The sequence below is a fragment of the Candidatus Limnocylindrales bacterium genome, assembly GCA_035626395.1.
GTDB lineage: Bacteria > Desulfobacterota > Binatia > UBA1149 > CAITLU01 > DASPNH01.
Map to the genome: position 1 here is coordinate 176,723 of DASPNR010000042.1, position 24,421 is coordinate 201,143.

Genomic DNA, 24,421 nt, shown 5'->3' on the forward strand with positions numbered 1-24,421 from the left:
CGAGAACATAGCCCGCCGCAAGCCGCGGCGGCACCGCTTCCCGTTCTCCCCGCGCTGCGCGCGCGGGAGCCGTACGCGATCAGCGACCCGCGGAGATCAGCGACGGGATGCTGAACCAGCTCACGGGCACGGATTCGGGCGCGTCCATGCCGCGGTCCAGGTACCAGCCGGCCTCGTCAGGGAAGGCCATCCCGGGAATGGCTGCGCGCGTGCCGTGCCCGAGCTGCAGATCGAGCACCGTGAATCCGTACACGAACATGCGCTCTTCGGGATAGGTGAAGTCGACCTTGGGGTTGGGACGGTTCGAGGTGCGGATGTTGATCAGGACCACCTTCCACAGCTCGTCGTTGTGATCGTAGAGGTCGGAGTAGGGAATCATCTGCGCTTCGTCGTCGACGAAGATGACGCGCTTCGAGTAGGCGTACCCTTGCAGCTTGGACCGACCTTCGACGACCCACACGTTCGGCCGCACCTCCCAGTCCTCGCAGTAGGTGACGCCGCCGTCGTTCGGGCACACCTTCGGAGGAAGGTTCTTGCCGTGCAGCGAGGCCAGCATCGGCTTCTTGCCGATCATCTTCCAGTCCGACCAGGGGATCTGCCCGGCATAGCCGCCGAAGCTGTCGAGGTCGATGTCCTGGCCGAACAGCGCGTCCGACCGCTGCGCGCTCGAAAGACGGCGCACGCGCCGGATTGCCGGCGTGTACAGCCACGTGTCGTCCTGACGCGACGGGTCGATGTAGCGGAAGCTGACCGTGCCCACGCCTTTGAGATCGAACGGCTCGATCAGCGGGAAGAAGCCCGCCTTGTTGAAGACCTGGTCCGGGTTGTCCGCGATGATGGGGCGCGGGTCGTGATGCAGGCGGCCGAAGAAGCGCAGGTTGCGGCTCCAGTCGACGATGAAATGGCGCTCGACCTGGTATGTCGGCTTGCCATCCGCGTCCTTGTAGTAGGCGCCGGTATCCGCGTCGGGCAGATGCACGCCGAGGTCGTCAGTGAAGTAGGAGGTGCGGTTGAAGTTCCACATCACCTTGACCGCGGCCTTCGGATCGTTGGGGTCGACGACGGGGAAGGGCCGTCCGGCCACCCAGTTCTTCAGGTCGTTGCGCTCATCGAGCGTGGCCTGCGCCGAGTATTTCTCGGTCGCTTCCTGGTAGGCCTTGGGCACGGGAATCTTCTGATATGGAACGACCCGCAGCTCGCTGCCGTTCTCGACCGACGCGCGCACGCCCAGCGACATGTAGGCCGCGTACTTGTCCACGTTCGACTTGGTGATGATTTCGCCGGGCTGCGGCTCGGCACCGGCGGTGGCTGCCGCCTTGCCGCCTCCGGTCTGGGCCCATGCCCCGCCGACGGCGAGGAAAACGAAGGCGAGGGTGGTGACATGGGTCCACGATCTGGTCTTGGTCATGGGTAGAGATCCGCTCCCGACGGATTGAGGTCCGGTCTGAAATTCAAGGCCGATTGTAGATGGAACTTGTTCCACATCGCCTACGCCAGCCGCGTAGCTGGCGCAACGTGCGGGGTCGCGGCCGGAGCGGCAGGCGCCGTTTCGCTGCGGTGACCGCCAGGGCGCGGCCGTCGGCTCCAGGTCTTGGGGTGGTGCTGCCGCCGAATCAGCTCATCGCGTCCTCCGGCCCTGCCAACCGGTCAATCGAGCAGCAGCCGCATCAGCTCGCCGTAGTCCTCCGTGCGCGGGAACTGCGGGAACTCGTCGGCCACGTTCTGCGGGCAGCGGAACAGGACGCCGCGATCGGCTGCCAGGAGCATGGTCGTGTCATTGTAGCTGTCGCCGCTGGCATGGACGCGAAAGCCAATGTTCTTGAGCGCCTCGGTGGCCTTCCGCTTTCCATCGCGGATACGGAGCTCGTAGCCCGTGACGCGCCCGTCGTCGCTGACGACGAGGTCGTTGCAGAAAAGCGTGGGCCAGGAGAGCTGCTCCATCAGCGGCTGGGCGAACTGATAGAACGTGTCGCTCAGGATCAGGACCTGCGTGCGAGCGCGCAGCTCGTGCAGGAACTCGGTTGCACCATCGAGCGGCCGCAGCGAGGCGATGACGGCCTGGATGTCGGCCAGCTTGAACTTGTGCTTGTCCAGGATCGCCAGGCGCCCACGCATGAGCTTGTCGTAGTCGGGCTCGTCGCGCGTGGTGCGGCGCAGCTCGGGAATGCCGGTCTTTTCGGCGAATGCGATCCAGACCTCCGGGACCAGCACTCCTTCCAGATCCAGACAGACGATCAGTGGCGATGGCACGTTGCTCCTCCGTTGCCGCCGGCGGCGCGCGACCTTAACAGCCGCAGGTGGTTGCGCAACCGTCGCGCGTGGCCGTCGCCAGCTCGTGCGCAGCGACGGTCGCGGCGCATCAACCGCGCGCGAAAGGGTCGTCGACGACGAACAACCAGCTGCCGTCCGGCTGGCGGCGCACGACCTCGACCGCCTTGCCGTGCAGCTCAAGGACCGATCCATCGGGACCGTGTCCGTTCATCGTCCAATCGTTGTACAGGATGGCCAGGCCATCGCCCGCGGTGATCGTGCGTACGACGTTCATCCGGAGTCGCGGCCGCGTCGACACCATCGGTTCGAGCGCGTGACGGATGGCCTCGGGCCCCCGCGCGCAGCTCCCGTCCTGCTGAACCAGGACCCCATCCTCCTCGTAGAGCTGCACGAGCTCGTCGACGTCGCCTTCGTTGACGTACTCCGCGAACAGGGAGTCGCATTCTTCGGGTGTCTTGGCAGACATGGACATCCTCCTGATCCTGTCGCGTTGTAGTGCGGGAGGCGGGCGCGGGAAAGCATTTCCGCATCAGCCCCTCCTGCCGTTCTCAGGTACGGCGGCGGCCGCACACGGTCGAGCCGGAATGCGCGGTGCATTGCGTCATCAACGTTGATGCGACGGACCGGCCCAACTGGACCTGACGCCGCACCCGGGCTAGCGGGCCTGATGCGCATCGTCTCGGTCAACGTCGGCGGGCCGCGCCTGGTGCAGTGGCAGGGGCAGACGTTCGAAACGTCGATCTACAAGTCGCCCGTCCCCGGCCGCATCCCGCTTGGCACGCTCAACCTGGAAGGCGACAGACAATCCGACCTCAGCGTGCACGGCGGCCCCGACAAGGCGGTGTACGGGTATCCGATCGAGCACTACGAGTACTGGAAGCAGACGCTCGAGGTGGCCGAGCTGCCCATGGGAGCGTTCGGCGAAAACCTGACGCTCGAAGGCTTCCGCGAAGACGACCTGTCGGTCGGCGACATCCTGCGCGCCGGCAGCGCCGAGCTGATGGTGACCCAGCCGCGGATCCCGTGCTTCAAGCTCAACGCGCGCATGAAGCGCTCCGACATGGTCAAGATGTTCCTGGCCAGCCGCCGCTCCGGCTTCTACTTCTGTGTCCTTCGCGAAGGCGAGGTCGCCGCCGGCGACGGCGTCGACATCGTGGACAGGGCGACAGAGCGGATGAGCGTGCGGGAGCTGAACGACATCTATGCGAACAAGAGCACCGAGCTTGCGGTGCTGGAGCGGGCGATGCGGCTGCGCGGGCTGGCTCAGGTCTGGCGCGAGCAGATCGGGCGCGCGCTGGCGGCGGCTGGGGTCAAGAGCTAGCGCGGATCCTGGCGGCGTTCCTTACCGTGGCCGCTCAGGTACAAAGCGTCATGGCCGCAGACGTCCAGTCGGTTCTTGGCGCAATGTCGTCCGAGCGCGCGCTCGCCTTGGCCGCCGCGGCGGCACTCCTTGCCATGGCCAGCGCGGTCCTGCTCGTCCTGATCTGGCGGCGCCTGGGCCAGCGCCCGGACCTGGAGCGCACGCTGCGTGAAGAGCTCAGGGCCGCGCGTGACGAATCCGCGCGCCAGGCGCGCGACGCGCGCCAGGAGCTGCAGGCCAGCCTGACGAGCCTGAGAGGCGAGCTGACCGCCAGCGTCGAGATGGTACGCGGCGTGGTCGATCGCCGTCTCGGCGAGATCCGCGAGAGCAACGAACGCCGCCTCGATCAGATGCGCCAGACGGTGGAGGAGAAGCTCCACGATACGCTCGAGAAGCGCCTCGGCGAATCCTTCCGCCTCGTCAGCAGCCAGCTCGAGGCGGTGCACAAGGGGCTCGGCGAGATGCAGAGCCTGGCCGCCGGCGTCGGCGACCTGAAGAAGGTGCTGACGAACGTCAAGGTGCGCGGCACCTGGGGCGAGGTGCAGCTCGGCGCGCTGCTCGAGCAGGTCCTGACACCCGAGCAATACGCGCGCAACGTGACGGTTCGGGAGGGCTCGCGTGAGGTCGTCGAGTACGCGCTGCGGCTGCCGGGGCAGGGCGGGGACGCGCCGCTGTGGCTGCCCATCGATTGCAAGTTCCCGCACGAGGATTACGCGCGCCTGGTCGCGGCCGCCGAAGCCGCCGACGCCGACGCCGTGCAGCGGGCCACGCAGGACCTGCTGCGCGCCGTCAAGAAGTGCGCACAGGACATCCGCGACAAGTACATCCACCCGCCGCACACCACCGACTTCGCCATTCTCTTCCTTCCCACCGAAGGCCTGTACGCGGAGGTGCTGCGCAATCCGGGCTTCGTCGAGGAGATGCAGCAGAGCTGCCGCGTGGTGCTGGCGGGGCCGACCACGCTGGCGGCGCTGCTCAACAGCCTGCGCATCGGTTTTCGCACGCTGGCCATCGAGAAGAGGGCCAGCGAGGTCTGGCACGTGCTGGCAGCGGTGAAGGCCGAGTTCGGCAAGTTCAGCGGCGTCCTGGACAAGGTGAAGCGGCAGCTCGAGACCGCAACTCGCACGATCGAGACGACCGGTGCGCGCACGCGTGCCATCGAGAAGCGGCTGCGCGGCGTCGAGACTCTGCCCGGATATGACGTTGCGCCGTTGAGCGGCAACGGCGACGGTGCAGGGCCGGTCAGTGCCCGGCTCGAACACGAGGCGGGCGAGCCCGAGGAGTCGCCGGCGTGACGGCGCGCGCAGCACGCTCGTGCGCCTGGACGAAGCCGTAGTCCTCACGGCGAGCAGAGAGGCGCTTGAATGACGACCGTCGCATTCGATCCCACCGAGCTCGAGCACGTCGAGGACCCGTACCCGATCTTCGCGCGCATTCGCGAAGGCGGAGCAGTGCGGCGTCTGGAAACCGGCTTCTGGATGATCACCGGACATGCCGCCGCCCTCGAGGCGCTGCACCACCCCGAATGTCGCTCCAGCCCCATCGCGATGCGCTATCTCGACGGCCTTCCGCCCGGCGCTGCGCGCGACGAGATGAGCCATCGCATCAACTTTCTGGATCCGCCCGATCATCCGCGCGTGCGCGGCATCGTGTCGAAGGCGTTCACGCCGCGGCGCATCGCCACGCTGCGACCGTGGATCGAGCAGACTGCGATTCGCCTTCTGCAAGCACTGGACGGGCGCGAGGAGGTGGACCTCCTGCGCGAGTTCGCGCATCAGGTGCCGTCGCTCGTCATTTCCGAGCTGCTCGGCGTGCCGGTCGAGGACCGCGACAGGCTGACGGCGTGGAGCGACGAGGTCGCGCCGCTGCTCGCGCTGCAGGTGTCGCCGGAGCAGAAGGAGCGTGCGATCGCGGCCGCGGAAGATTTCCACGCGTATCTCGGCGCTCTTCTCGATGACCGCGCGCGCCGGCCCGGCGAGGACCTGCTGTCGGCGTTGCTGGCAGCGGAAGCGGAAGGTGAGCGGCTTTCGCGTGTGGAACTGCTCTCGCTGGCGGCAACGCTGTATTCGGCCGGCCACCGCACGACGCGGGACCTGTTCACCAACGGGATGTCGGTGCTCCTGTCGGATCCTCAGCGCTATCGGCGGGTGCTCGACGGTACGTGGACGATTGCGGCGACGGTCGAGGAGTTTCTGCGCTTCCAGACGCCGACACTGTTCGTCGTGCGCATACCGTTTTCGGCCGTGACGATCGGCGGCGTCGAGATCGGTCCTTACGAACCCCTGCTCATCTTCCTGGCCGCCGCCAACCGCGATCCGGCGGCGTACGAGCAGCCGGAGGATTTCCGTCCCGGCCGCGGCGGCCCTTCACCACTGTCGTTCGCGTTCGGTGCCCACTTCTGCCTCGGCGCTTCGTTGGCACGATCCGAAGCCGAAGCGATGCTCGCTGCCGTCACGTCGCATTGGCCCAATTTGCGGCTGGCACCGGACCGCGCGCTGCGCTGGCACCAGCGAGGCCCCTTCCGCGGCCTCGACGACCTGGTCGTCGCCGCGTGACTTCGTTGTTCTGCCTCGTGGCCAGGAAACCGGGACTCCGAACATGCAGACAGACCGACGCGCCGGCTCAGTACCCGGGGAAGAGATCGCTGATCGCGACGCGCGTGCCGGGGAGCCCCGCAAGCTCGACCGTCTCGCCCCGCTCGGCGACGATGACGGCGCGATACGTTGCGCTCCGCCGGTCGGGATGCAGATGAACCTCCACGCGGCGGTCGCGCAGATTGACGATCCAGTACTCGGTGACGTTCGCGCGGGCGTAGATCCGTGACTTCGTCAGGCGATCCTGAGGCAGCGAGGTGTCGGCTATCTCGACGACCAGCAGGGCGGTGGTCGGATGACGGTCGCGATAGCTTGCCGGCGTACCCTCGACAACTGCAAGGTCGGGCTGGGGTGCCGACCGTGAGCCGCCGATGAGAGGCATCTGGATGCGAATGGAAGCCCGATCACCGACGGCCGCACGCACGGAGCGGTCGACACACATCGCAACCGCCGCGTGCAGAGGTTCTCGAGGAGGAGAGGCGACGACGAGCCCCTCCAGAAGCTCGACGTGATCGGTCTCTTCAAGCAGTCCCTGCTGTGCCAGCCGGAAGTACCGTTCGACGGTGTAGCCGAGGTCGCGGTCCGCACGTTCCGACATGCCGCGATCGTAGCAAGGGGCGCGGCGGTCGAGAAGGGAACGGCAGTCCGAAATTACACGTGGGGCATCGCGATGATGTCACGTCGGGACATGCTGCCGACATCTTCAGACGTGACGGGACAGCGCATCACAGCCTGGCGATGACGGCGTCGGCGAATGCGTCGGTCCCGAGGCTGCCGCCTAGATCGCGCGTCTTTTCGCCATCGGAAAGGGCGCGGTTGTAGGCTCCCTTGATGCGCTCGGCCACCTGGCTGCAGCGGCCATCGCCGCGCGTCTCGGCCAGATGATTGAGCATCATCACCGCCGACATCAGCAGCGCCAGTGGATTTGCCACGCCCTGGCCGGCGATGTCGGGCGCCGAGCCGTGCACGGCTTCGAAAACGGAGTCGACGTCGCCGACATTGGCTCCCGGTACGACGCCCAGCCCACCGACCAGGCCCGCGGCGAGGTCGCTGACCACGTCGCCGTAGAGGTTCTCCATCAGCAGAACCTCGAAGCGCGTCGGGTCCTGCACGAGCTTCATGCAGCCGGCGTCGATGATCAGCTCCTCGTACTGCACCTGCGCGAACTTCTGCTCGTGCACCGCACGCGCACAGCGCAGGAACAGGCCATCGGTCAGCTTCATGATGTTGGCTTTGTGGAAAACGGTGACCTTGGAGCGCCCGCGACGGGCCGCGTAGGCGAAGGCATGCTCGGCGATGCGCGTGCATGCGCGCTCGGTCGCGACCTTGAGGCTGGTGACGACGCCCGGCGTGATCTCGTTCTCGACGCCGCTGTAGAGGCCTTCGGTGTTCTCCCGCACGATGACCAGATCCACCCCCGAAAAGCGCGTGGTTACGCCGGCCAGCGATCGCACGGGCCGCACGGCCGCGTACAGATCGAGCGTCTTGCGCAGGGACACGTTGATGGAGCGGAAGCCGGTGCCGACCGGCGTCGTGCAGGGCCCTTTCAGCGCGACGTGGTGCTGTCGGATCGCGTCGAGCGTTTCGGCAGGCAGCACGTCGCCATGCCTGTCGAGGGCGGCGATGCCCGCGTGCCGCTCGACCCAGCGCACCGGCGCGGCTGCGGCCTCCAGCACGCGCACCGTCGCATGCGCGACCTCCGGTCCGATTCCGTCGCCAGGGATCAGGACCACCTGATGAGTCTCTTCCATCGCGCGCCTATTCCGTTCTGACACGAACGACGCCGCGAGCAACGCGATCGCGACCGCCTTCATCGCCGCCTTGCCCGTTTGCGGCTGCGCCGTTACAGTCCGCGACCGGGCGCGGCGCGCCTTCCCAGGAGGTCTCATGTTCGAAGGCGTACGTAGCCGACGGCTGCTGCTTTCTCTGGCCTGCTCGATGCTTGCCGTGCTCATCGCTGCCGGCGCGATTCCGTCCGTCGTGCTCGCCGCCGGTGGTGATGCGCCGCCGGCCGCGGATGCGCCTGTTCCCACCGAGCCCTCCACGCCGCCCAAAGCGCCGGCGCAGCCTCCCTCTGCCGAGGCGGCGGCCGCGCTCGAGAAATTCGCGCTGATCGACGACACCAGGCTCGTCGCGGCCGATGCCGAGACCGGCGACTGGATCAGCCATGGCCGCACCTATGCCGAGCAGCGCTACAGCCCGCTCGACCAGATCAACACCGACACGGTCAAGGACCTGAAGCTGACGTGGTCCTTTTTCACGGGCGAAAAACGCGGCCACGAAGCCACGCCCATCGCGGTTGACGGCGTGCTGATCTTCACGAGCTCCTGGAGCATCGTCTTCGCCGTCGATGCACGCACCGGCGCCGAGATCTGGCGCTACGATCCCAAGGTTCCCAAGGACACCGCGCAGAAGGGCTGCTGCGACGTCGTCAATCGCGGCGTGGCTGCCTACAAGGGCCGCATCTACTTCGGCGCGTTCGACGGACGCCTGGTCGCGCTCGATGCCAAGACCGGCAACCTGGTCTGGGAGACGGTGACCGTCGATCAGAGCAAGCCCTACACGATCACGGGCGCCCCGCGCATCGTCCAAGGCAAGGTCATCATCGGCAACGGCGGCGCCGAGCTGGGCGTTCGCGGCTACGTCAGCGCCTACGATGCCGAGACCGGCAACATGCTGTGGCGCACGTACACGGTGCCGGGAAATCCTGCCGACGGTTTCGAATCGCCGGCGCTCGAGAAGGCGGCGCAGACGTGGAAGGGCGGCAACTGGTGGGAGATCGGCGGCGGCGGAACGGTGTGGGACTCAATGGCCTACGATCCGGAGCTCGACCTCCTCTACGTCGGCACCGGAAACGGCTCGCCGTGGGTGCGTCACATCCGCAGCCCCGGCGGCGGCGACAATCTCTATCTCTCCTCGATTCTCGCGCTGCGTCCGGACACCGGCGAGCTGGTCTGGCACTATCAGACCACGCCGGGGGACAACTGGGACTTCACGGCCACGCAGCACATCATCCTGGCCGATCTCACCATCGACGGACAGCCGCGCAAGGTGCTGATGCAGGCGCCGAAGAACGGCTTCTTCTACGTCGTCGATCGCACCAACGGACAGCTGATCTCCGCCGAGAAGTACGTGGAGGTGACGTGGGCCGAGCGCGTCGATCCAGCCACCGGCCGGCCCGTGGAGGCCAAGGGCGCCGACTTCAAGGACGAGCTGGCCATGCTCAAGCCCACGCCGTTTGGCGGACACAACTGGCAGCCGATGTCCTACAGCCCCAAGACCGGGCTCGTCTATCTGCCGGCACAGGAGATCCTCGGCGTCTATCGCATCGAGAAAGGCTTCGAGTACCGGCCCGGGCGCTGGAACACCGGCACCGACTTCAACGTGTACTCGATGCTGACGCCCGAGCTGGTGTCGGGTCATCTGCTGGCGTGGGATCCGGTCAAGCAGAAGGAAGCGTGGCGGCACCCGTACGCGATGCCGTGGAACGGCGGCACGCTGAGCACCGCCGGCAATCTGGTCTTCCAGGGCACGGCCGACGGCCGGTTCATCGCCTTCGACGCCACCACCGGAAAGGAGCTGTGGGAGGCACGCACGGCGACCGGCGTCGGCGCGGGCCCCATCACCTACGAGGTCGACGGCAAGCAGTACGTGACGATCGTTGCGGGATGGGGCGGCGCGTTCGGCCTGGCTGGTGGTCCGGCTGCCAGACAGGCCAACAACGATCCGCGCGGACGCGTGCTGACCTACTCACTGGCAACGCCGGAGCTGCCGCCGGCATCTGCGGTGGCCGAGCTGCTCGACAAGACCGACGAGTTCGCGCGCGGCGAACGCATCTACCACAAGTGGTGCGCGGTCTGTCACGGGGCCGCCGGGATAACGGGCAACGTCGGCATCCCTGACCTACGTCACACCAAGCTGCCGTACCCATCCTTCGATGCCGTGGTGCGACAGGGTCTGCTGGCCGGCGCCGGCATGCCCGACCTCGGACGCTGGGTCTCGGCCGAGGACACGCGTCTGATCAAGAGCTACCTGGAGAAGCGCAGAGAGCAGGTCGGCGACTGACCGTGGCGCATTCGATGGCCGTGCGCATCTTTCGTGGCCTCCTTTCTGCCAGCGTGTTCGCCGGTTTGGCCGTCGTCGCCGACGCGCAGGAGCCGCCGGGCGCTGCCAGCAGCACACCACGCGCCGCGCAGGAGATGTCCGGCCGCGCGCAGGAAGCCGACATTGGCCGCGTCACCATCACCGCCACGCGCATCGAGCAGGGCGTGGCCGATCCCGCGGCCAGCGTCACCGCTCTGAGCGAAGAAGAGGTGACCGCGTCGCCGGCGTTCACTCTCGACGACATGTTGCGTGTCGTACCGGGCTTCAGCCTGTTCCGGCGCACGAGCAGCCTGGTGGCGCACCCGACGGCGCAGGGGGTATCGCTGCGCGGCATCGGTCCAACCGGCGCCAGCCGCGCTCTCGTGCTGGTCGACGGCGTGCCACTCAATGACCCCTTCGGCGGATGGATCTACTGGGGAATGGTGCCGCTGGAGTCGATCAGCAGCGTCGAAGTCCTGCGCGGTGCCGGCTCCAGCGTCTGGGGCAACTACGCGATGTCGGGCGTCATCAACGTGGCCACGCGTGCACCAGTGCGCGACGACGTTCGCTGGACGATGGAGGCCGGGGAGCGTCACACGGCGAGCCTGCAGGCATGGGCTTCCCGGCGAGTATCCCCGCGCCTGGCGGTCGCCATGGACGGCCGTCTCTTTTCGACCGGCGGCTATCCGGTGGTGCGCGCGGATCAACGCGGCGCCATCGACGAGGCCGCCGGCTCCGAAGACGGCACCAGCAGCCTGCGCGTCGATGTCGCGGTCGGCCCGTACACGACCGCGCGGCTGCAGGCGCGCGGCTTTCACGAAGAACGCTCGAATGGAACGCCGCTGACGCGCAACGAGACGTCGGCGGGAGCGTTCCGTGCCGGCTTCGACAGCCGCCTGCCGGGAATGGGCCGCGTGCAGACCGACGTCTTCGCGACGACGCAGACGTTCGAGAGCACGTTCTCGTCGCAGGCCACCGACCGCAGCACCGAGACGCCGGCGCTGGATCAATTCGACGTTCCTTCCACGAGCGTAGGCGCCGCGTCGATCTGGTCGGGCCGGCCGCTGCCGGGACACGTTGCCGCCGTCGGGATCGATGCACTGTGGATCGAAGGCAAGACCCAGGAGCATTTCCGTTTCCTCGACGTCGCCTTCACGCGCCGGCGTGATGCAGGTGCGCAGCAGTCGTTCGCGGGACTGTTCGTCGAAGACCTGTGGTCGCTGACCGGGCGCCTGGACCTGACGGCCTCGGCTCGGCTGGACTACTGGTCGGTCCAGGACGGCTTCCGCCGCGAACGCGCGCGCGACACGGGCGACGTGCTCGTCGATCGCGACCTCGCCTCGCCCGACGAGCTCGTCATCAGCCCGCGGCTGGGCCTGGCCTACGCGGTCACCGACGATGTTTCGCTGCGCGCCGCGGCGTACCGCGGCTTTCGCGCGCCGACGCTGAACGAGCTGGTTCGCCCGTTTCGCGTCCGCAACGACATCACCGAGGCCAACGACGGCCTCGACTCCGAGAAGGTGCTCGGCGCCGAAGGCGGCGTGGACGTGGCGGCCGGGTCCGTGCACGCGCAGGCGACGCTGTTCTGGAATCAGGTCGAGGATCCGATCTTCAACGTCACCATCGCCGAAGGACCGGGCGACGTGCCGCCGTGCGGATTCGTGCCCGAGGGCGGGGTGTGCCGACAGCGGCGCAATCTCGGCCGTACGAGCATCCTCGGCGTCGAGACGGATCTGCGCGTCGAGCTCGGCGGCGGCTTCGAGATCGCGGCCGCCTACTTGTGGAGCGACGGCGAGATCGTGTCGGCAGCGGAGGCGCCCTCGCTCCTGGGCAACCGCATCCCGCAGGTGCCCGAGCACCAGGCCACCTTCGGCGTCTTCTTCGACCGCGCCGAGATCCTCACCGCGGGGCTGCAGCTGCGCTACGTCGGCGACCAGTTCGAGGACGATGCCAACGAGCGCGAGCTCGGCGACTACGTGGTTCTGGACGCGATGATCGCGCGCGAGCTCCTGCCGGGATGGGAGGTGTTCGTGAAGGCGGAGAACCTTTTCGAGCGCGAGTACGAGACCGGCGAGACGGCCGACGGCCTGGTCAGCATCGGTGCTCCGCGCATCGTCCGCGGCGGCATCCGCTACGCGTGGGCCGACTGAAGCGGCTCGCACACATCACGGTATCGACGATCGCCGCTCGCGTTCCTCGCGCGGCGATGCCGCACCATCACTCGAGGGTGAAATAGAACGTCGCGCCCTGGCCAGGACTCGATTGGGCCCAGACGCCGCCGCCGTGGCGTCGCACGATGCGCTTGACGCTCGCCAGACCCAGACCCTCGCCGCCGAAGTCGTCGGCCGGGTGCAGACGCTCGAACGTGCGGAAGAGCTTGTGCGCGTGCGCCATGTCGAAGCCGACGCCGTTGTCGCGTACGAAGAACGTCGGAACGTCGCTGCCGCGGCTGCATCCGATCTCGATGCGCGCCTGCTCGGTCCCGCGCGTGAACTTGCACGCGTTCGACAGCAGATGCTCGAGCAGCGTGTCCACCAGCGCCGGGTCGCCGCTCGCGCGCAGGCCCGGCTCGACGAGGAGCTCGATGCGGCGGCCGTGCTCGGCGCGGCGCAGCTCCTCGAAGATCCACTCGGCACGCGCACCCAGATCGATCGGGCTGCGCGTGACGGTGCTGCGTGTCAGTCGCGTCAGCTCCAGAAGCCCGTCCAGGAGGCGGCCGAGCCGCTGGCTCTGCTGGCGAATGGCGCGCAGGAAGTAGAGCTGCTCGTCGCTGATGCTTCCCTCCAGCTCCGACAGCAGGATTTCGGCAAAGCCGGACATGATGCGCACCGGCGCGCGCACGTCGTGGGAGACGGCGCGACACAGCGCATCCAGCTCGTCGCTGGCCTGCTCCAGCCGCATCTGGCGCTCGCTGACAGCCGTTCCGGCAGCAGGGACCTCGCCCGCCGCCTGCGCGCAACACCGAACGTCCTCGACGGCCTCGGTCTGCGCGGAGGCGTCGCGGAAGCATCGCCCGCTGCCGTCCAGTTCCTTGATGCGTGTGATGTCGTGGCCAGCGGCCAGGATGAATTGCGGCGCACCGGCGCCGTCGCGCAGCACTACGGCGGTGACGTCGAGCCAGACGATGGAGCCGTCGGGCCGAACGAACGCACGCGCATGCCGGTAGTGGTCCACGTTGTCGTCGAGGATGCTCTCGGCCAGCTCATAGACCGACATCCGATGGTCCGGGTGAAGAAGTTCGACAACCGACAGCTCGCGAAGCTCCGATGGGCTTCGGCCGAGCATCCGGCAGACGGCAGGATTGGCCAGGTGGAATCGACCGTCGAGCAGGAGAATGGCGAGACCGACGGGCGCCGCGGCGAACGCGAGAAGGAGCGGATCCTGCTCGGCCGTCCGTGAAGCGTCTTGCGAGCTGCGCGCGACGCGCATCCACTCCTCCAGGGCCCCCAACGATTGTTCGCGCACCCGCTACCTCCTCCTCCGTACTACCAGGAGACGCCGCGCGGCGGCTGCCGAGAGGCCGCCGCCGCATCACGCCCGAAAATTTTGAGCCCCGGCGACGCCGAGAGGAGCGACGTGGCCAGGGCTCTCAAAATGCCGGAAGGTCGATGTTCCGTCGCGGTCGACGTCTCTGCACCATCCGGTCGTTCATCGGCCGATCGTTCCCCCTTGGTCCTGGCCGCCGTGGCCCAGGGCCGTCGATGCGCGCGTCCCTTCGCCCATCGATCCGGTTCGATCGTCCGCCAAATGAAGAGCAATTCGGGTGCCAGTGCGGAAAGCGCTCGCAGGCACGTGTTGAGCGGGTGAAAGGCGCGCGCAGGTGGTCGCGCGGGTCGCGCGGTGCGGGAGACGTGCTGCGCGGTGCGGTCTCGATCCCGCAGATTGCTTCGCCGCTGCCGCTCCCCTCATTGGCGCACCCCCTGTGTCGGGGCGCACACCTTGATACATCACGAGACACTTTCGCCTTTCCCCACCCATGAGGCGCCCTTGGCCGGAAAAGCGGGGAAAAACGGGACACCCGCCGAACTCGCAAGATTTTTGCAGTACCGGAAGGCCGTCCGGCTAAAGGGGGTCCGAATGATCGACAGTCAGCTCTTCATCCGCGCTGCGAGCGCCGTCGCGGCCGTTCTCGCCGCCGCCGTGCTCGCGCCGCGAGCGCATGCTCTCGACGACAGTGAGATCCGATGCCGCGACCTGCTCGCCACTGCGGCCCGCTACGGCGCAGCCAACGTGATGAAGGCGCGGACCGAGTGCGTTCGCGGGCGGCTCTCCGGGCTGGTCAGTCTGAACGTCGACTGCCAGGCCGATCCGCCCGAGCTGGGAGGCACCGGCACCGGCGATCCCCGGATCGACCTCAAGCTGGCGCGCCTGCAGGAAACGATCGACTCCCATGCCCGTCGCCTGAGCAACTTCTGCGTCAGCGAGGATCCCGACAAACACGTCGATCCGGCGGACGTCCTCGATCCTGCCTCGGCATGCGGCGGCGCCGTCGACTGGAACGAGGCCGTCGAGTGCGCGGTGCTGCTCGGCAAGGCCGCCGCCGACTCCGTCCATGAACGCCTGGACATCGTTCCCGCATTCGCACCGATGTCGGAGGGCGACGTCGAGTGTCTCGGGCAGGTCGCCTCGCAGGCGCGCAAGACGCTGTTCACGCTGAACCTGTGGCGTGCGCGCTGCTTCCGCACCGACGACATGCTCGCCGAAGGCGGCGGCTTCTACGACTGCGACGCCAACATCGCTCCGCCGGGCGCGTTCAATTCCACGGGATGGCTCAAGGCCGACAAGCGTCTGGAAGTTCCCACCGAGACCCTCGGCCTGGTGCTGTACGCGCAGTGCGACAAGGACCTGGCGCTGCTCGGCTTCGACGCGATCACGCCCGACCACAGCGGCGGCGAGTGGGCCGACCGCCTCACGCTCGACGACGTCTTCGATTCTCTGAACGATTCGGTGGTTGCCGCGGTCACCGGCGTCATGGCCGAGCTGTTTCCGGTAGGCAACTTCTGCGGCGACGGCGTCATCGGCGGCACCGAGGCGTGCGACGACGGCAATCACGTCAGCAACGACGGCTGCGACCGCGACTGCTCGCTTCCGTTCTGCGCCAACGGTTCCATCAACGGCGGAGAACCGCCCGACCTGTCTGGCGAGGAATGCGACGACGGCAATACCGCCAACGGCGACGGCTGCAACGAGGCCTGCCTGGTCGAGCGCTGTGGCAACGGCGTCATCAATCCTGCGTGGGAAGAGGAGTGCGACCACGCCGGCGAGTCGCCGGCGTGCGACGATGACTGCACGCTGCAGCAGTGCGGCGACGGCAAGCTCAACGTCAGCGCCGGCGAGCAGTGCGACAGCGGCGCCGACAACGATTCCAACGCGGCCGACGCCTGCGGCGACGGCAGCGGCCCGAGCCTGCGCGGTGCCTGCGAGCTCCCGTTCTGCCAGGACGACGTGGTCGACAGCGGCGAGCTCTGCGACGATGGCGGGGAGACCACCGCCTGCGACACCAACTGCACGCCGGCCACCTGCGGCGACGGTGACGTCAACGCCACGCGCGGCGAGACCTGCGACGACGGCAACGCCAGCGACAATGACTCGTGCCCCAGCAGCAGTCCCGCCGGCTCTCCCTACTGCATCCCCGCCACCTGCGGCGACGGCTTCGCCTGCACCGACGGCGCCTCGTGCACATCGGGACCCGGTGGCGGCCCCGAGGCGTGCGATGCCGCCGGCCCGTCGGCCACCTGCGACGGCGACTGTTCCACCGCGGTATGCGGCGATGGCACGCTCAACACGCAGAACGCGACCGCGCCGGCACGCGCCAGCGGCGAGGAATGCGACGATGGCGACCTGGTCGACGGCGACGGCTGCGACGGAAACTGCACCGCCACCGCGTGCGGCAACGCGGTCGTCACGGCCGGCGAGACCTGCGACGACGGCAACCTGACCAACGGCGACGGCTGCGACGACGCTGCCTCCGGCAACTGCACGCCGACCGCGTGCGGGAACGGCATCGTCACAGCCGGCGAGACCTGCGACGGCGACGGCTCCGGCGCCGGGGGCGAGACGGCGACGTGCGATGCCAACTGCACCGCCGCCATGTGCAACGACGGCACGCTGAATTTCACCGCGGGCGAAGACTGCGACACCGGCGGCAACTCGGCCACCTGCGACGACGACTGCACGTTTGCGGTCTGCGGCGACGGCCGTGTCAACGGATCCGCCGGTGAGGCCTGTGACGGCAACGGGGCGGGCACTGGTGGCGAGACGGCCACCTGCGACGCGAATTGTACGGCGGCAGCGTGCGGCGACGGGACGATCAACGTCAGCGCCGGCGAGCAATGCGACGATGGCGGTCTCGCCAATGGCGACGGCTGCGATTCGAGCTGTCAGGTCGAGTAAGGGGGACATGACGATGAAGACTGCAACCAATCGCTTGCGCCGGATGCGAGCAGCCGCCATCGCGGCGGCGGCCACGGCGGTGATGGGCGCGGCCACGCCGGCTCAGGCCGTGCTGACGGAAGCGCAGATCTCCTGCCGCGACGCCGCCTCGCGCATCGCGCGCGGCGCCATGACCACCGCGCTCCAGATTCGGGTCAACTGCGTGCGCCGCACCGCGTTCGGCTCGTTCGATCCATCGATTAACTGCCTCGAGGATCCCGAGGAGCTCGGCGGTCCCGGCACCGGCGACCTCAATGCCGATCGCCGCCTGCAGCTGTTGGCGTTCACCGGAGAGCGTGCCGGCGACGTGCTGATGCGAAGCTGTCTCGACGAGAACCGGCCCGAGAGCAATGTCCTTCCGAGCGACATCGACATCGACGACGCGTGCTCTCCGGCCTCCGAGGACTGGACCGACGTCGGCCAGTGCCTGGTCGACATTGGCATGCAGGCTGCAAAGATCTACATGGAAGCGCTGAACCTGCCGGGGCCCGGTCCGCTGCCGCCCTCGGCGCTGGCGTGCATGGACGCCATCAACGCCCAGGCGCGGCGCACCCTCGCCGCGCAGGCGCGCTTCCGCGCACTGTGCTTCAAGGAGGATGACCGACGCGGCGGCGGCGTGCTCGATTGCGGCGCCACGATCATGCCTCCGGGGACGGTGGAGACGACGCTGCTCGAAAAGATCGACAAGCGCGTGGGCGAGGTCTACCCGAAGCTGGCGCGTGACATCGAGCAGTACTGCGACGTGCCGCTGTCGACGACGGGCTATGACGTGATCACGCCCGACGTCACCGGCGGCCGCTTCGAAGGGCGCATCACCGTCTGGGACATCCAGGAGCACCTCAACGATCGGCTGGCGGAGACGGTCCACGCCATCACCTTCGGCGATACGGGCGTCGAATCGCTGTTTCTCGGATCGCAGACCGGGGGCTTCTGCGGAGACGGCAGCCAGCAGGCCGGCGAGCAGTGCGACGACGGCAACAATTTCTCGTGTGACGGCTGCGATCGCGATTGCACGATTCCCGCGTGCGGCAACGGGGCCATCTGCGATGACGAGGAGTGCGACGACGGCAACAACTCGAGCGGCGACGGCTGCACCGCCGGCTGCATCTCGGAGATCTGCGGCAACGGCATCCTCAATCCCGGCTGGGCAGAGGAATGCGACGATTCCGGCTTTTCGTCCACCTGCGACGACGACTGCACGTTCGCGGTGTGCGGCGATGCCGTCGTCAACGATCCTGCCGGCGAGAGCTGCGACGAGGGGACCGGACTTCCCGACAACCAGCCGCTGAACACGCCGGCCTGCGACTCGGACTGCTCGGCGCCCGCCTGCCCCGACGGCCATACCAATCCATTCAATACGACCGCCCCCGCGACCGGCAGCGGCGAGGAATGCGACGACGGCGGCGATTCGGTCAGCTGCGACGGCAACTGCACCGCCGCTTCCTGCGGTGACGGCTACAGGAACGCCGTGCGCGGCGAGCAGTGCGACGACGGCAACGTCTCGGACGCCGACGACTGCCCGAGCAGCTCGACGGTGCCCGGCTCCTTCTGCAGCACTGCGTTCTGCGGCGACGGCTTCCGATGCACGGGCGGCGGCTGCAGCAGCCCCGAGGCCTGCGACGACGGTGACGGCACCCTCGGCTCGGCCGAGTCCGCTTCGTGCGACCACGACTGCACGGCCGTGTCGTGCGGCGACAGCAACGTCAACGTCAGCGCGGGCGAGCAGTGCGATGCGGGCGGCTCCAACGGCAACCTCCGTCCATGCACCGCAGGCTGCCAGAACGCGACGTGCGGCGACGGCCTCGCGTGCTCGCATGCAACGTGCACCACCGGCGCTGGCGGCACGCCCGAAGGCTGCGACGACGCCAACGGCAACAACAACGACCCGTGCCGGAACGACTGCGAGATCGCTACCTGCGGCGACAGCGTGCTGTGCAACGACCCCTCCTGCACCAGCGGCCCGGGCGGCGGCAGCGAGCAGTGCGATACCGGTGGACAATCGGCGACCTGCGACGCCGACTGCAGCACCGCCGGCTGCGGCGACTCCCAGCACAATCCGGCGGCGGGCGAGCAGTGCGATACCGGCGGCGCCTCCGCCACGTGCGACCCGAACTGCACGCTGCCGCTGTGCAACGACGGCACGGTCAACATTCCGGCCGGCGAGCAATGCGACACCGGCGGCCAGTCGGCGACCTGCGACGGCGATTGCACGAGCGTCTCCTGCGGCGACGGCACGGCCAACGCCGCGGCCGGCGAGCAGTGCGACACCGGCGGCCAGTCGGCGACCTGCGACGGCGATTGCACCAGCGTCTCCTGCGGCGACGGCACGACCAATGCCGCGGCCGGTGAGCAGTGCGACGACGCCGGCGAGTCGGCGACCTGCGACGGCGATTGCACCAGCGTCTCCTGCGGCGACGGCACGGCCAATGCCACGGCCGGCGAGCAGTGCGACGACGCCGGCGAGTCGGAGACCTGCGACGGCGACTGCACCAGCGTCTCCTGCGGCGACGGTACGACCAACGCCGCGGCGGGCGAGCAGTGCGACGACGCCGGCGAGTCGGCGACCTGCGACGGCGATTGTACGAACGTCTCTTGCGGCGACGGCACGGCCAATGCCTCGGCCGGCGAGCAGTGCGACGACGCCGGCGAGTCGGCGACCTGCGACGGCGACTGCACCAGCGTCTCCTGCGGCGACGGCACGACCAATGCCGCGGCCGGCGAGCAGTGCGACGACGGCGCGAGCAATGGTGCGGGCTCCGGATTCTGCCTGAGCGATTGTTCCGGCATCGAGCCGTAGGAGGAACCGTTATCGGAGTGGAGACCGCGGCGGGTGTCGCCGCTCGACGTGGATCAGCGGCGGAAACGGACGCGGATCAGCGGCCGAAGCGGATGACACCGCCGCGACGCGGCGGCGGTGCTTCGGTGGCGCCGATGCTGCTCCCGGACCAGGCGCCGAGGCCGTCGCCGCGGTAGACACCGAGGCCGTGATCGCGGCCGCCTTCGATGCTTCCGCCGCGCATGGAGCCGAGGCCGCCGCCATCAGAGCCGAAGCGGCGCGTGCCGGTTCCCTGGCCGAGCCGTCCGAGGCCGTCGGAGTGCGCGCCCAGGCTGCGGCCGCTGCGAGTGCCCAGACGGCGAGTGCCGCCGTCATCGAAGCGTTCATCGCTCTGCGCCAAGCTGCCGAACCGCACGGAGTCGTGGTGGGTGGGGCTGTCATGGGCGGCGGCCTGCGTGCAGGCCAGCAACAGAACGGATGCGGTCATGGCCAGAGCGGTTCTCATGCAGGAAGCTTAGTCCCGTCTGCTGGCGTCGGCCACCGTCGACGCCCAGCCCGGGCCTCTTCATCCCTGGCACGGGCCCCGGCCGCGTGCGATAAACGCCCGCGTCGAAAGCCCGGCGCGCTTCACGGGGCCTCGGCTGGGGGAATCTCATGCGTTTCATGCTCGTTCGTCAGGCGCTCGTCGCCGCAATCCTGCTCGGCGTCGTGGCGCCGGCATCGGCCCAGCTTCAGGATGCCGGTCAGCAGAAGTGCCTGCTCGCGACCTCGTCGGCCGCTTCCAAGCTGGCCAAAACCAGTGCGAAAGAATTCGCGAGGTGCCTGAAGAGCGCAGCGTCCGGCACACTCGCCGGCTGTTCCGCCGAGGACTGCGTGGCCTCGGATGCCGGCGGCAAGGTCGATGACGCGCTGACGAAGCTGCGCGAGGCAGCCGCCGACTCATGCCGGGTGGCGCCCGACTTTGGCCACCGCCATCCCTCCTTCGTCGGCAGCGTCGTCGTGCGCGAGACAATCGGCCTTCTCGACGACGTGCTCGGCCCCGACCTGGATGCCGCGACCGTACCAAAGAGCGAGGATGCGCGGGCGGCCGCCTGCCAGGGCAAGGCCGTCAAGGCGGTCACCAAGCTCGGGCTTTCGATGAGCGCCCTCTACGATGCGTGCCGCAAGGCCGCGGTGAAGACGGCGACCTCGGCGGACGATCTGGCCGGATGCCTCGCGGCCATCGACGCCGATGCGCAGGGCAAGGTGGACTCGGCATTGCAGTCGCTGGCCGGCGCCGTCGCCGGCACCTGCGAAGGCGTGGACCTGGCGACGGTCTTCGCAGGCTCGTGCGCCGCTGCGCCCGATCTTGCCGCGTGCGTCGAGGAGCGAGCGCGCTGCCGCGCATGCCGCCGCGCGCGCGGCAGCGACGGCCTCGACGTGGATTGCGAGATCTTCGACAACGGTGCGGCCGACGGCACCTGCAGCGGCCAGACCGGCCGGTGCAACGGCCGTGCGGCGCTATGCGAACGCGCCTTCGATGCCGTCGCCTACGCCACCACGCACAATGCGTATTCGAACGCCGAAGAAAGCTGGACCGCGCCCAACCAGCGCTACGGCCTGACGCGCCAGCTCTCGGAAGGCGTGCGCTCGATGATGCTCGACACCTACGAGTTCGAGGGCGGCCTCTACTTCTGCCACGGCTCGTGCACGATCGGCACGGGCGACAACATCGGTCGCTCCTCGATGGTGCAGGGGCTGGTCGAGCTGCGGCAGTACCTGGAGGCGCACGCAGGAGCGGTGCTCAGCATCATCTTCGAAAGCTACATCAGCGAAGCGCAGACGCAGCAGGCGTTCACGGACGCGGGGCTGATGCCGTATCTGCATGCGCAGCCGGTGGGGCAGCCGTGGCCGTCGCTGCAGCAGCTGGTCGATGCCGGCACGCGCCTGATCGTCTTCACGGACGATTCGGCGGCGTCGGCGCCCTGGCATCACTACGTTTGGGATTTTGCGTGGGAGACGCCGTACTCGTTCCAGAGCGCCGACGACTTCGTGTGCTCGATCAACCGCGGCGACTACGACAACAGCCTCTACATCCTCAACCATTTTCTGACCGATCCGGTCGGGTCGCCGCAGCTGGCCAACAAGGTCAACAAGAACCCGCTATTCATCGACCGCGCCCTGCAGTGCCAGAGCGAGAGCGGGAGGCTGCCCAACTTCGTCACCGTCGACTTCTACGACATCGGGCACGTCTTCGACGTCGTCGGTGCGCTCAACGGCTTCGGCCGGTGCACGCCCTAGGCGCTCACCATTTGGCGTAGTGGCGCTCCATGTAGCCGTACAGGCTTTCGATGGTGAGCGACTCGCCGCCGGCGGTGGTCATGGTGCCCGTGTAGCGTCCGAAGAGCTGCTGGAAGTTGGTCGCGACGACGAGCGCGTTCACGCGCTCGCTGTGGCGGCCTTCGGGCACGAACGTCAGGTCGATGCCGCGGCCGCGCACGCGCCAGGGTTCGGTCAGATCGCGGCGGTCATAGTCGAACGCGACGGTGCCGACCGGATGCAGCACGCCGTCGATCCAGAAGCAGCTTTCGGTGTGGCTGGTCTCGTTGACGCCGCACGAAAGGTTCATGCCTACCACGCGGCCGTCGGCCAGGCGGCCTGCCAGGCAGGCCCAGTTCCAGAAAGTCTCGCGGCGCATGTAGCCGGCGCTCCAGTCGTTGTGTCCGAGCATGCCGAGCTCGGCCAGATCGAACCGGCGGCCTTCCCAGACCGCGGTGCCGCGCACGGAGGCTCCGGCGGTTTTGCGCGCGTAGACCCAGCCGGTCGCGCCGGCGGGCGTGCAGATCCACATCGGCTGCAAGCGCGGGCTTTGCTCGTCGAACAGGGCGTCGATCTCGACGCCGCCGGCAAGCTTCACCCACAGGTGCCGCTGCTGCGGATGGTGCGTGGCCGTCATCGCGAAGTGGTTGCCACCGCTGCGGAAGGTCGTGCTCCCATCCTCGGGACGCTGATCGAAGCGGCAGCACACGCCCAGCGGCGACCTGAAGCTGAACTCGGAAAATCGGCGGGTGGCGGGCTCATAGAAATACACGAACGCGGTCGCGACGTACTTGATGTCGGCGATGGCGCAGCCGAACAGCAGTGCGGGCGACAGCCCACCGAGAAACTGGAACTGGTTGAAGCCGAAATGGCGGGCTACCGCTCCGCGTGGCCGATCATGGGGGCTGAGCAGCGCGAAGTCCCGGTAGTTGACCTCCAGCACCGGCTCGGTGAACACGCCGAAACGTGCGTCGCCGCGCCCGTCGATGAGACAACTCGAAGCCCCCGCGGCAGCTGTGGTTGCTGGCATGCGCGCACCGATACCCGGCGCGCGGGGATTGGCCAAGCGCAGACGCGCCGGCAACGCGGACGTTGCGCACGGCGAAGGTGCCGCGGTATTCGGCGGCGGCGGCAGTGCCCGGTCGTCGGCGGGCGCGGCAGCCGGACAACGGAGACGAGAAGGGGCGAGACGGCTGCTGTGCCTGGCAGCGGCCCAAACACGAACGCCGCGGTCGCTCTAGCGACCGCGGCGTCTTCGGTTGCGACGGTCGCGATGCCGCGGCCGTCTCTGGTCATTCACGGATGCTACGGCGTCCAGTAGCCCGCCGACCATTCCCAATCGCTGCCATTCCACTCCCAGTGTCCTTCGACCCAGCGGTAGGTCGAGGACGGAGGAGCGGTACGAACTTCCGTGCGCGGCTCGGGCATGGGCGGCCGTTGCACCACGATGTCGTGCTGGACCACGGGCATTCGGCTCGTTGTCGTGACGACTTCCCGTTCTCTCTTCACGACGCAGCCGGTGCCAAGAAGAGGAGTCGTTGCCAGGAGCATCGTAATAAGGGGAAGAGGCTTCACCATGATCTCACCATCCTCGTTCGCGGCGCGCCGTGGTCGGGTATGCTCGCGAACTCTTCAGCATCTGCATGGTTACCACGCGGCCTCTCGAGCAGATAGACGAGTGGACGTGCGCGCCGCGGTAATTGTTCGCGCGCGGCCACGGAAGGGGGCTGCGGATCTGCAATTGTGCGCGAGTGCGTGCGCGCGAGATTTGTTGCGCGCAACGCGGTGGGTCTGTTCGTCAGAGAGACGGTCGCTCGAACTTCATCAGGAAACGATCCGGCATGTCCTTAGACGAGCACGCATCGGAGGTACGTGCATCCTTGCTGTTCGCCAGCGCGTCGCTCTGCTCGAGGAAGCGGAAACCGGCAGCCTCGACTTCCGCGCGCAGCGCATCGGCGTGTGATCGGCACGCGGCCGCGGCCTTGGCGGCATCGCTTCCCTTGGCCGCGCGCGCGTCGGCGACGATGTAGAGCCCGCCCGGCGCCAAGGCGTCGAACACGACCCGATGCACCGCCGCGCGATCGATGCCCTTGATGACCATCTTGTGATGCACCCCGATGCTGAACACCGCTTGCAGCCCCTTGGCGTAGTAGGGCAGGGCCTGGGTGACCGCGTTGTCGAGCTCGGCCAGATCGGCGGTGTCGGGGCTTTCCAGCCTCTTCTTCCAGGCCTGCGTCTGCTCGGGCGACAGGAGGGAGGGGTCGTTGTTCGCGAAGATCTTCCCGTACGGGATGACGCTCCCCATCAGGACCTCGGTGACGTAGCCGTCGCCGGCGTGGAGGTCGGCGATGTGCATGCCCTGGCGCAGGCCCGCGAACTGCGCGATCGCCTGCGGCCTTTCCTGCGCGTCGCGTGCGCGGTCCTGCTCACTGCGCTCGGCCGGCCGCATGGCTGCGACCATGCCGGCCTGGCGCGCCGCTTCGTCGGCGATACCGGCCGACGGCGCAGCGGATGCGGTGAACGCGACGAGCAGCCACAGGAGCCTGCGTGGGGTGGAGCCGAGGAGTCGGATCAGCATGAAGACCTCGGCGGCCAATGTAGCCGAAC

General features: G+C 68.2%; 18 protein-coding genes. 8 read left to right on the plus strand and 10 right to left on the minus strand.

Annotated features, from left to right (window positions below):
• Positions 1 to 79: 79 nt before the first annotated feature.
• The 3 genes from VEC57_16550 to VEC57_16560 all read right to left on the minus strand — a co-directional run bounded on the left by VEC57_16550 (position 80) and on the right by VEC57_16560 (position 2,737).
• Positions 80 to 1,408: a DUF1329 domain-containing protein gene (locus VEC57_16550; GenBank protein HYC00745.1), complete on the minus strand. Its 1,329-nt coding sequence runs from the start codon at positions 1,406 to 1,408 to the stop codon at positions 80 to 82.
• 239 nt (positions 1,409 to 1,647) lie between these two features.
• Positions 1,648 to 2,250 (minus strand): bifunctional phosphoserine phosphatase/homoserine phosphotransferase ThrH, encoded by a 603-nt coding sequence (gene thrH, locus VEC57_16555; protein HYC00746.1) that lies wholly within the window; start codon positions 2,248 to 2,250, stop codon positions 1,648 to 1,650.
• Positions 2,251 to 2,359: 109 nt separating this feature from the next.
• Complete coding sequence (locus VEC57_16560; GenBank protein HYC00747.1) at positions 2,360 to 2,737, minus strand: SgcJ/EcaC family oxidoreductase; 378 nt, start codon at positions 2,735 to 2,737, stop codon at positions 2,360 to 2,362.
• 201 nt (positions 2,738 to 2,938) lie between these two features.
• On the opposite strand from VEC57_16560, the gene VEC57_16565 reads away from it, so the two are divergent.
• The 3 genes from VEC57_16565 (at position 2,939) to VEC57_16575 (ending at position 6,186) form a co-directional block, all read left to right on the plus strand.
• The gene (locus VEC57_16565) at positions 2,939 to 3,592 is read left to right on the plus strand and encodes an MOSC domain-containing protein (GenBank protein HYC00748.1); all 654 of its coding nucleotides are present in this window, start codon (positions 2,939 to 2,941) and stop codon (positions 3,590 to 3,592) included.
• Between the two features lie 50 nt (positions 3,593 to 3,642).
• Positions 3,643 to 4,926, plus strand: a complete 1,284-nt coding sequence (gene rmuC, locus VEC57_16570) for a DNA recombination protein RmuC (protein HYC00749.1) — start codon at positions 3,643 to 3,645, stop codon at positions 4,924 to 4,926.
• A gap of 69 nt (positions 4,927 to 4,995) precedes the next feature.
• Entirely contained in the window at positions 4,996 to 6,186 is a 1,191-nt protein-coding gene (locus VEC57_16575; GenBank protein HYC00750.1) for a cytochrome P450, read from the plus strand.
• 67 nt (positions 6,187 to 6,253) lie between these two features.
• Here the strand turns inward: VEC57_16575 and VEC57_16580 are convergent, their stop codons facing one another.
• Together VEC57_16580 and VEC57_16585 are read right to left on the minus strand one after the other, a co-directional pair.
• Positions 6,254 to 6,823 carry a Uma2 family endonuclease gene (locus VEC57_16580; GenBank protein HYC00751.1) on the minus strand — a complete coding sequence of 190 codons (570 nt, stop codon included), beginning with the start codon at positions 6,821 to 6,823 and terminating at the stop codon, positions 6,254 to 6,256.
• A gap of 127 nt (positions 6,824 to 6,950) precedes the next feature.
• On the minus strand, positions 6,951 to 7,976 hold the full coding sequence (locus VEC57_16585) for an isocitrate/isopropylmalate dehydrogenase family protein (GenBank protein HYC00752.1): 1,026 nt from the start codon (positions 7,974 to 7,976) through the stop codon (positions 6,951 to 6,953).
• A 136-nt stretch (positions 7,977 to 8,112) separates the two neighbouring features.
• Between VEC57_16585 and VEC57_16590 the strand changes: the two genes are divergently transcribed.
• Together VEC57_16590 and VEC57_16595 are read left to right on the plus strand one after the other, a co-directional pair.
• Positions 8,113 to 10,290, plus strand: a complete 2,178-nt coding sequence (locus VEC57_16590) for a PQQ-dependent dehydrogenase, methanol/ethanol family (GenBank protein HYC00753.1) — start codon at positions 8,113 to 8,115, stop codon at positions 10,288 to 10,290.
• A 14-nt stretch (positions 10,291 to 10,304) separates the two neighbouring features.
• Positions 10,305 to 12,458 (plus strand): TonB-dependent receptor, encoded by a 2,154-nt coding sequence (locus VEC57_16595; protein ID HYC00754.1) that lies wholly within the window; start codon positions 10,305 to 10,307, stop codon positions 12,456 to 12,458.
• Between the two features lie 67 nt (positions 12,459 to 12,525).
• On the opposite strand, the gene VEC57_16600 is transcribed toward VEC57_16595, so the two are convergent.
• Positions 12,526 to 13,773: an ATP-binding protein gene (locus VEC57_16600; protein ID HYC00755.1), complete on the minus strand. Its 1,248-nt coding sequence runs from the start codon at positions 13,771 to 13,773 to the stop codon at positions 12,526 to 12,528.
• A gap of 612 nt (positions 13,774 to 14,385) precedes the next feature.
• On the opposite strand from VEC57_16600, the gene VEC57_16605 reads away from it, so the two are divergent.
• The gene (locus tag VEC57_16605) at positions 14,386 to 16,701 is read left to right on the plus strand and encodes a DUF4215 domain-containing protein (protein ID HYC00756.1); all 2,316 of its coding nucleotides are present in this window, start codon (positions 14,386 to 14,388) and stop codon (positions 16,699 to 16,701) included.
• 13 nt (positions 16,702 to 16,714) lie between these two features.
• Positions 16,715 to 19,537 (plus strand): hypothetical protein, encoded by a 2,823-nt coding sequence (locus VEC57_16610; GenBank protein HYC00757.1) that lies wholly within the window; start codon positions 16,715 to 16,717, stop codon positions 19,535 to 19,537.
• 76 nt (positions 19,538 to 19,613) lie between these two features.
• Here the strand turns inward: VEC57_16610 and VEC57_16615 are convergent, their stop codons facing one another.
• Positions 19,614 to 20,003, minus strand: a complete 390-nt coding sequence (locus VEC57_16615) for a hypothetical protein (protein ID HYC00758.1) — start codon at positions 20,001 to 20,003, stop codon at positions 19,614 to 19,616.
• Positions 20,004 to 20,179: 176 nt separating this feature from the next.
• Here VEC57_16615 and VEC57_16620 point away from each other — a divergent pair, with 176 nt between their 5' ends.
• The gene (locus tag VEC57_16620; protein ID HYC00759.1) at positions 20,180 to 21,796 is read left to right on the plus strand and encodes a hypothetical protein; all 1,617 of its coding nucleotides are present in this window, start codon (positions 20,180 to 20,182) and stop codon (positions 21,794 to 21,796) included.
• Positions 21,797 to 21,800: 4 nt separating this feature from the next.
• Here VEC57_16620 and VEC57_16625 read toward each other — a convergent pair whose 3' ends face one another.
• The 3 genes from VEC57_16625 to VEC57_16635 form a co-directional block, all read right to left on the minus strand.
• Positions 21,801 to 22,844, minus strand: a complete 1,044-nt coding sequence (locus VEC57_16625; GenBank protein ID HYC00760.1) for a DUF2804 domain-containing protein — start codon at positions 22,842 to 22,844, stop codon at positions 21,801 to 21,803.
• Positions 22,845 to 23,119: 275 nt separating this feature from the next.
• Positions 23,120 to 23,284, minus strand: coding sequence for a hypothetical protein (locus VEC57_16630; GenBank protein ID HYC00761.1), 165 nt, complete (start codon positions 23,282 to 23,284; stop codon positions 23,120 to 23,122).
• Between the two features lie 328 nt (positions 23,285 to 23,612).
• Positions 23,613 to 24,392, minus strand: a complete 780-nt coding sequence (locus VEC57_16635) for a hypothetical protein (protein HYC00762.1) — start codon at positions 24,390 to 24,392, stop codon at positions 23,613 to 23,615.
• Positions 24,393 to 24,421 lie beyond the last annotated feature (29 nt).

Excerpts from the sequence above, each read along its gene's own strand:
- VEC57_16615 (HYC00758.1), bottom strand. The coding sequence starts at position 20,003 with ATGACCGCATCCGTTCTGTTGCTGGCCTGCACGCAGGCCGCCGCCCAT.
- VEC57_16590 (HYC00753.1), top strand. The coding sequence starts at position 8,113 with ATGTTCGAAGGCGTACGTAGCCGACGGCTGCTGCTTTCTCTGGCCTGC.
- VEC57_16565 (HYC00748.1), top strand. The coding sequence starts at position 2,939 with ATGCGCATCGTCTCGGTCAACGTCGGCGGGCCGCGCCTGGTGCAGTGG.
- VEC57_16580 (HYC00751.1), bottom strand. The coding sequence starts at position 6,823 with ATGTCGGAACGTGCGGACCGCGACCTCGGCTACACCGTCGAACGGTAC.
- VEC57_16605 (HYC00756.1), top strand. The coding sequence starts at position 14,386 with ATGATCGACAGTCAGCTCTTCATCCGCGCTGCGAGCGCCGTCGCGGCC.
- rmuC (HYC00749.1), top strand. The coding sequence starts at position 3,643 with ATGGCCGCAGACGTCCAGTCGGTTCTTGGCGCAATGTCGTCCGAGCGC.
- VEC57_16595 (HYC00754.1), top strand. The coding sequence starts at position 10,305 with ATGGCCGTGCGCATCTTTCGTGGCCTCCTTTCTGCCAGCGTGTTCGCC.
- VEC57_16625 (HYC00760.1), bottom strand. The coding sequence starts at position 22,844 with ATGCCAGCAACCACAGCTGCCGCGGGGGCTTCGAGTTGTCTCATCGAC.
- VEC57_16635 (HYC00762.1), bottom strand. The coding sequence starts at position 24,392 with ATGCTGATCCGACTCCTCGGCTCCACCCCACGCAGGCTCCTGTGGCTG.
- VEC57_16610 (HYC00757.1), top strand. The coding sequence starts at position 16,715 with ATGAAGACTGCAACCAATCGCTTGCGCCGGATGCGAGCAGCCGCCATC.
- VEC57_16630 (HYC00761.1), bottom strand. The coding sequence starts at position 23,284 with ATGCCCGTGGTCCAGCACGACATCGTGGTGCAACGGCCGCCCATGCCC.
- VEC57_16585 (HYC00752.1), bottom strand. The coding sequence starts at position 7,976 with ATGGAAGAGACTCATCAGGTGGTCCTGATCCCTGGCGACGGAATCGGA.
- VEC57_16575 (HYC00750.1), top strand. The coding sequence starts at position 4,996 with ATGACGACCGTCGCATTCGATCCCACCGAGCTCGAGCACGTCGAGGAC.
- VEC57_16560 (HYC00747.1), bottom strand. The coding sequence starts at position 2,737 with ATGTCTGCCAAGACACCCGAAGAATGCGACTCCCTGTTCGCGGAGTAC.
- VEC57_16620 (HYC00759.1), top strand. The coding sequence starts at position 20,180 with ATGCTCGTTCGTCAGGCGCTCGTCGCCGCAATCCTGCTCGGCGTCGTG.
- VEC57_16550 (HYC00745.1), bottom strand. The coding sequence starts at position 1,408 with ATGACCAAGACCAGATCGTGGACCCATGTCACCACCCTCGCCTTCGTT.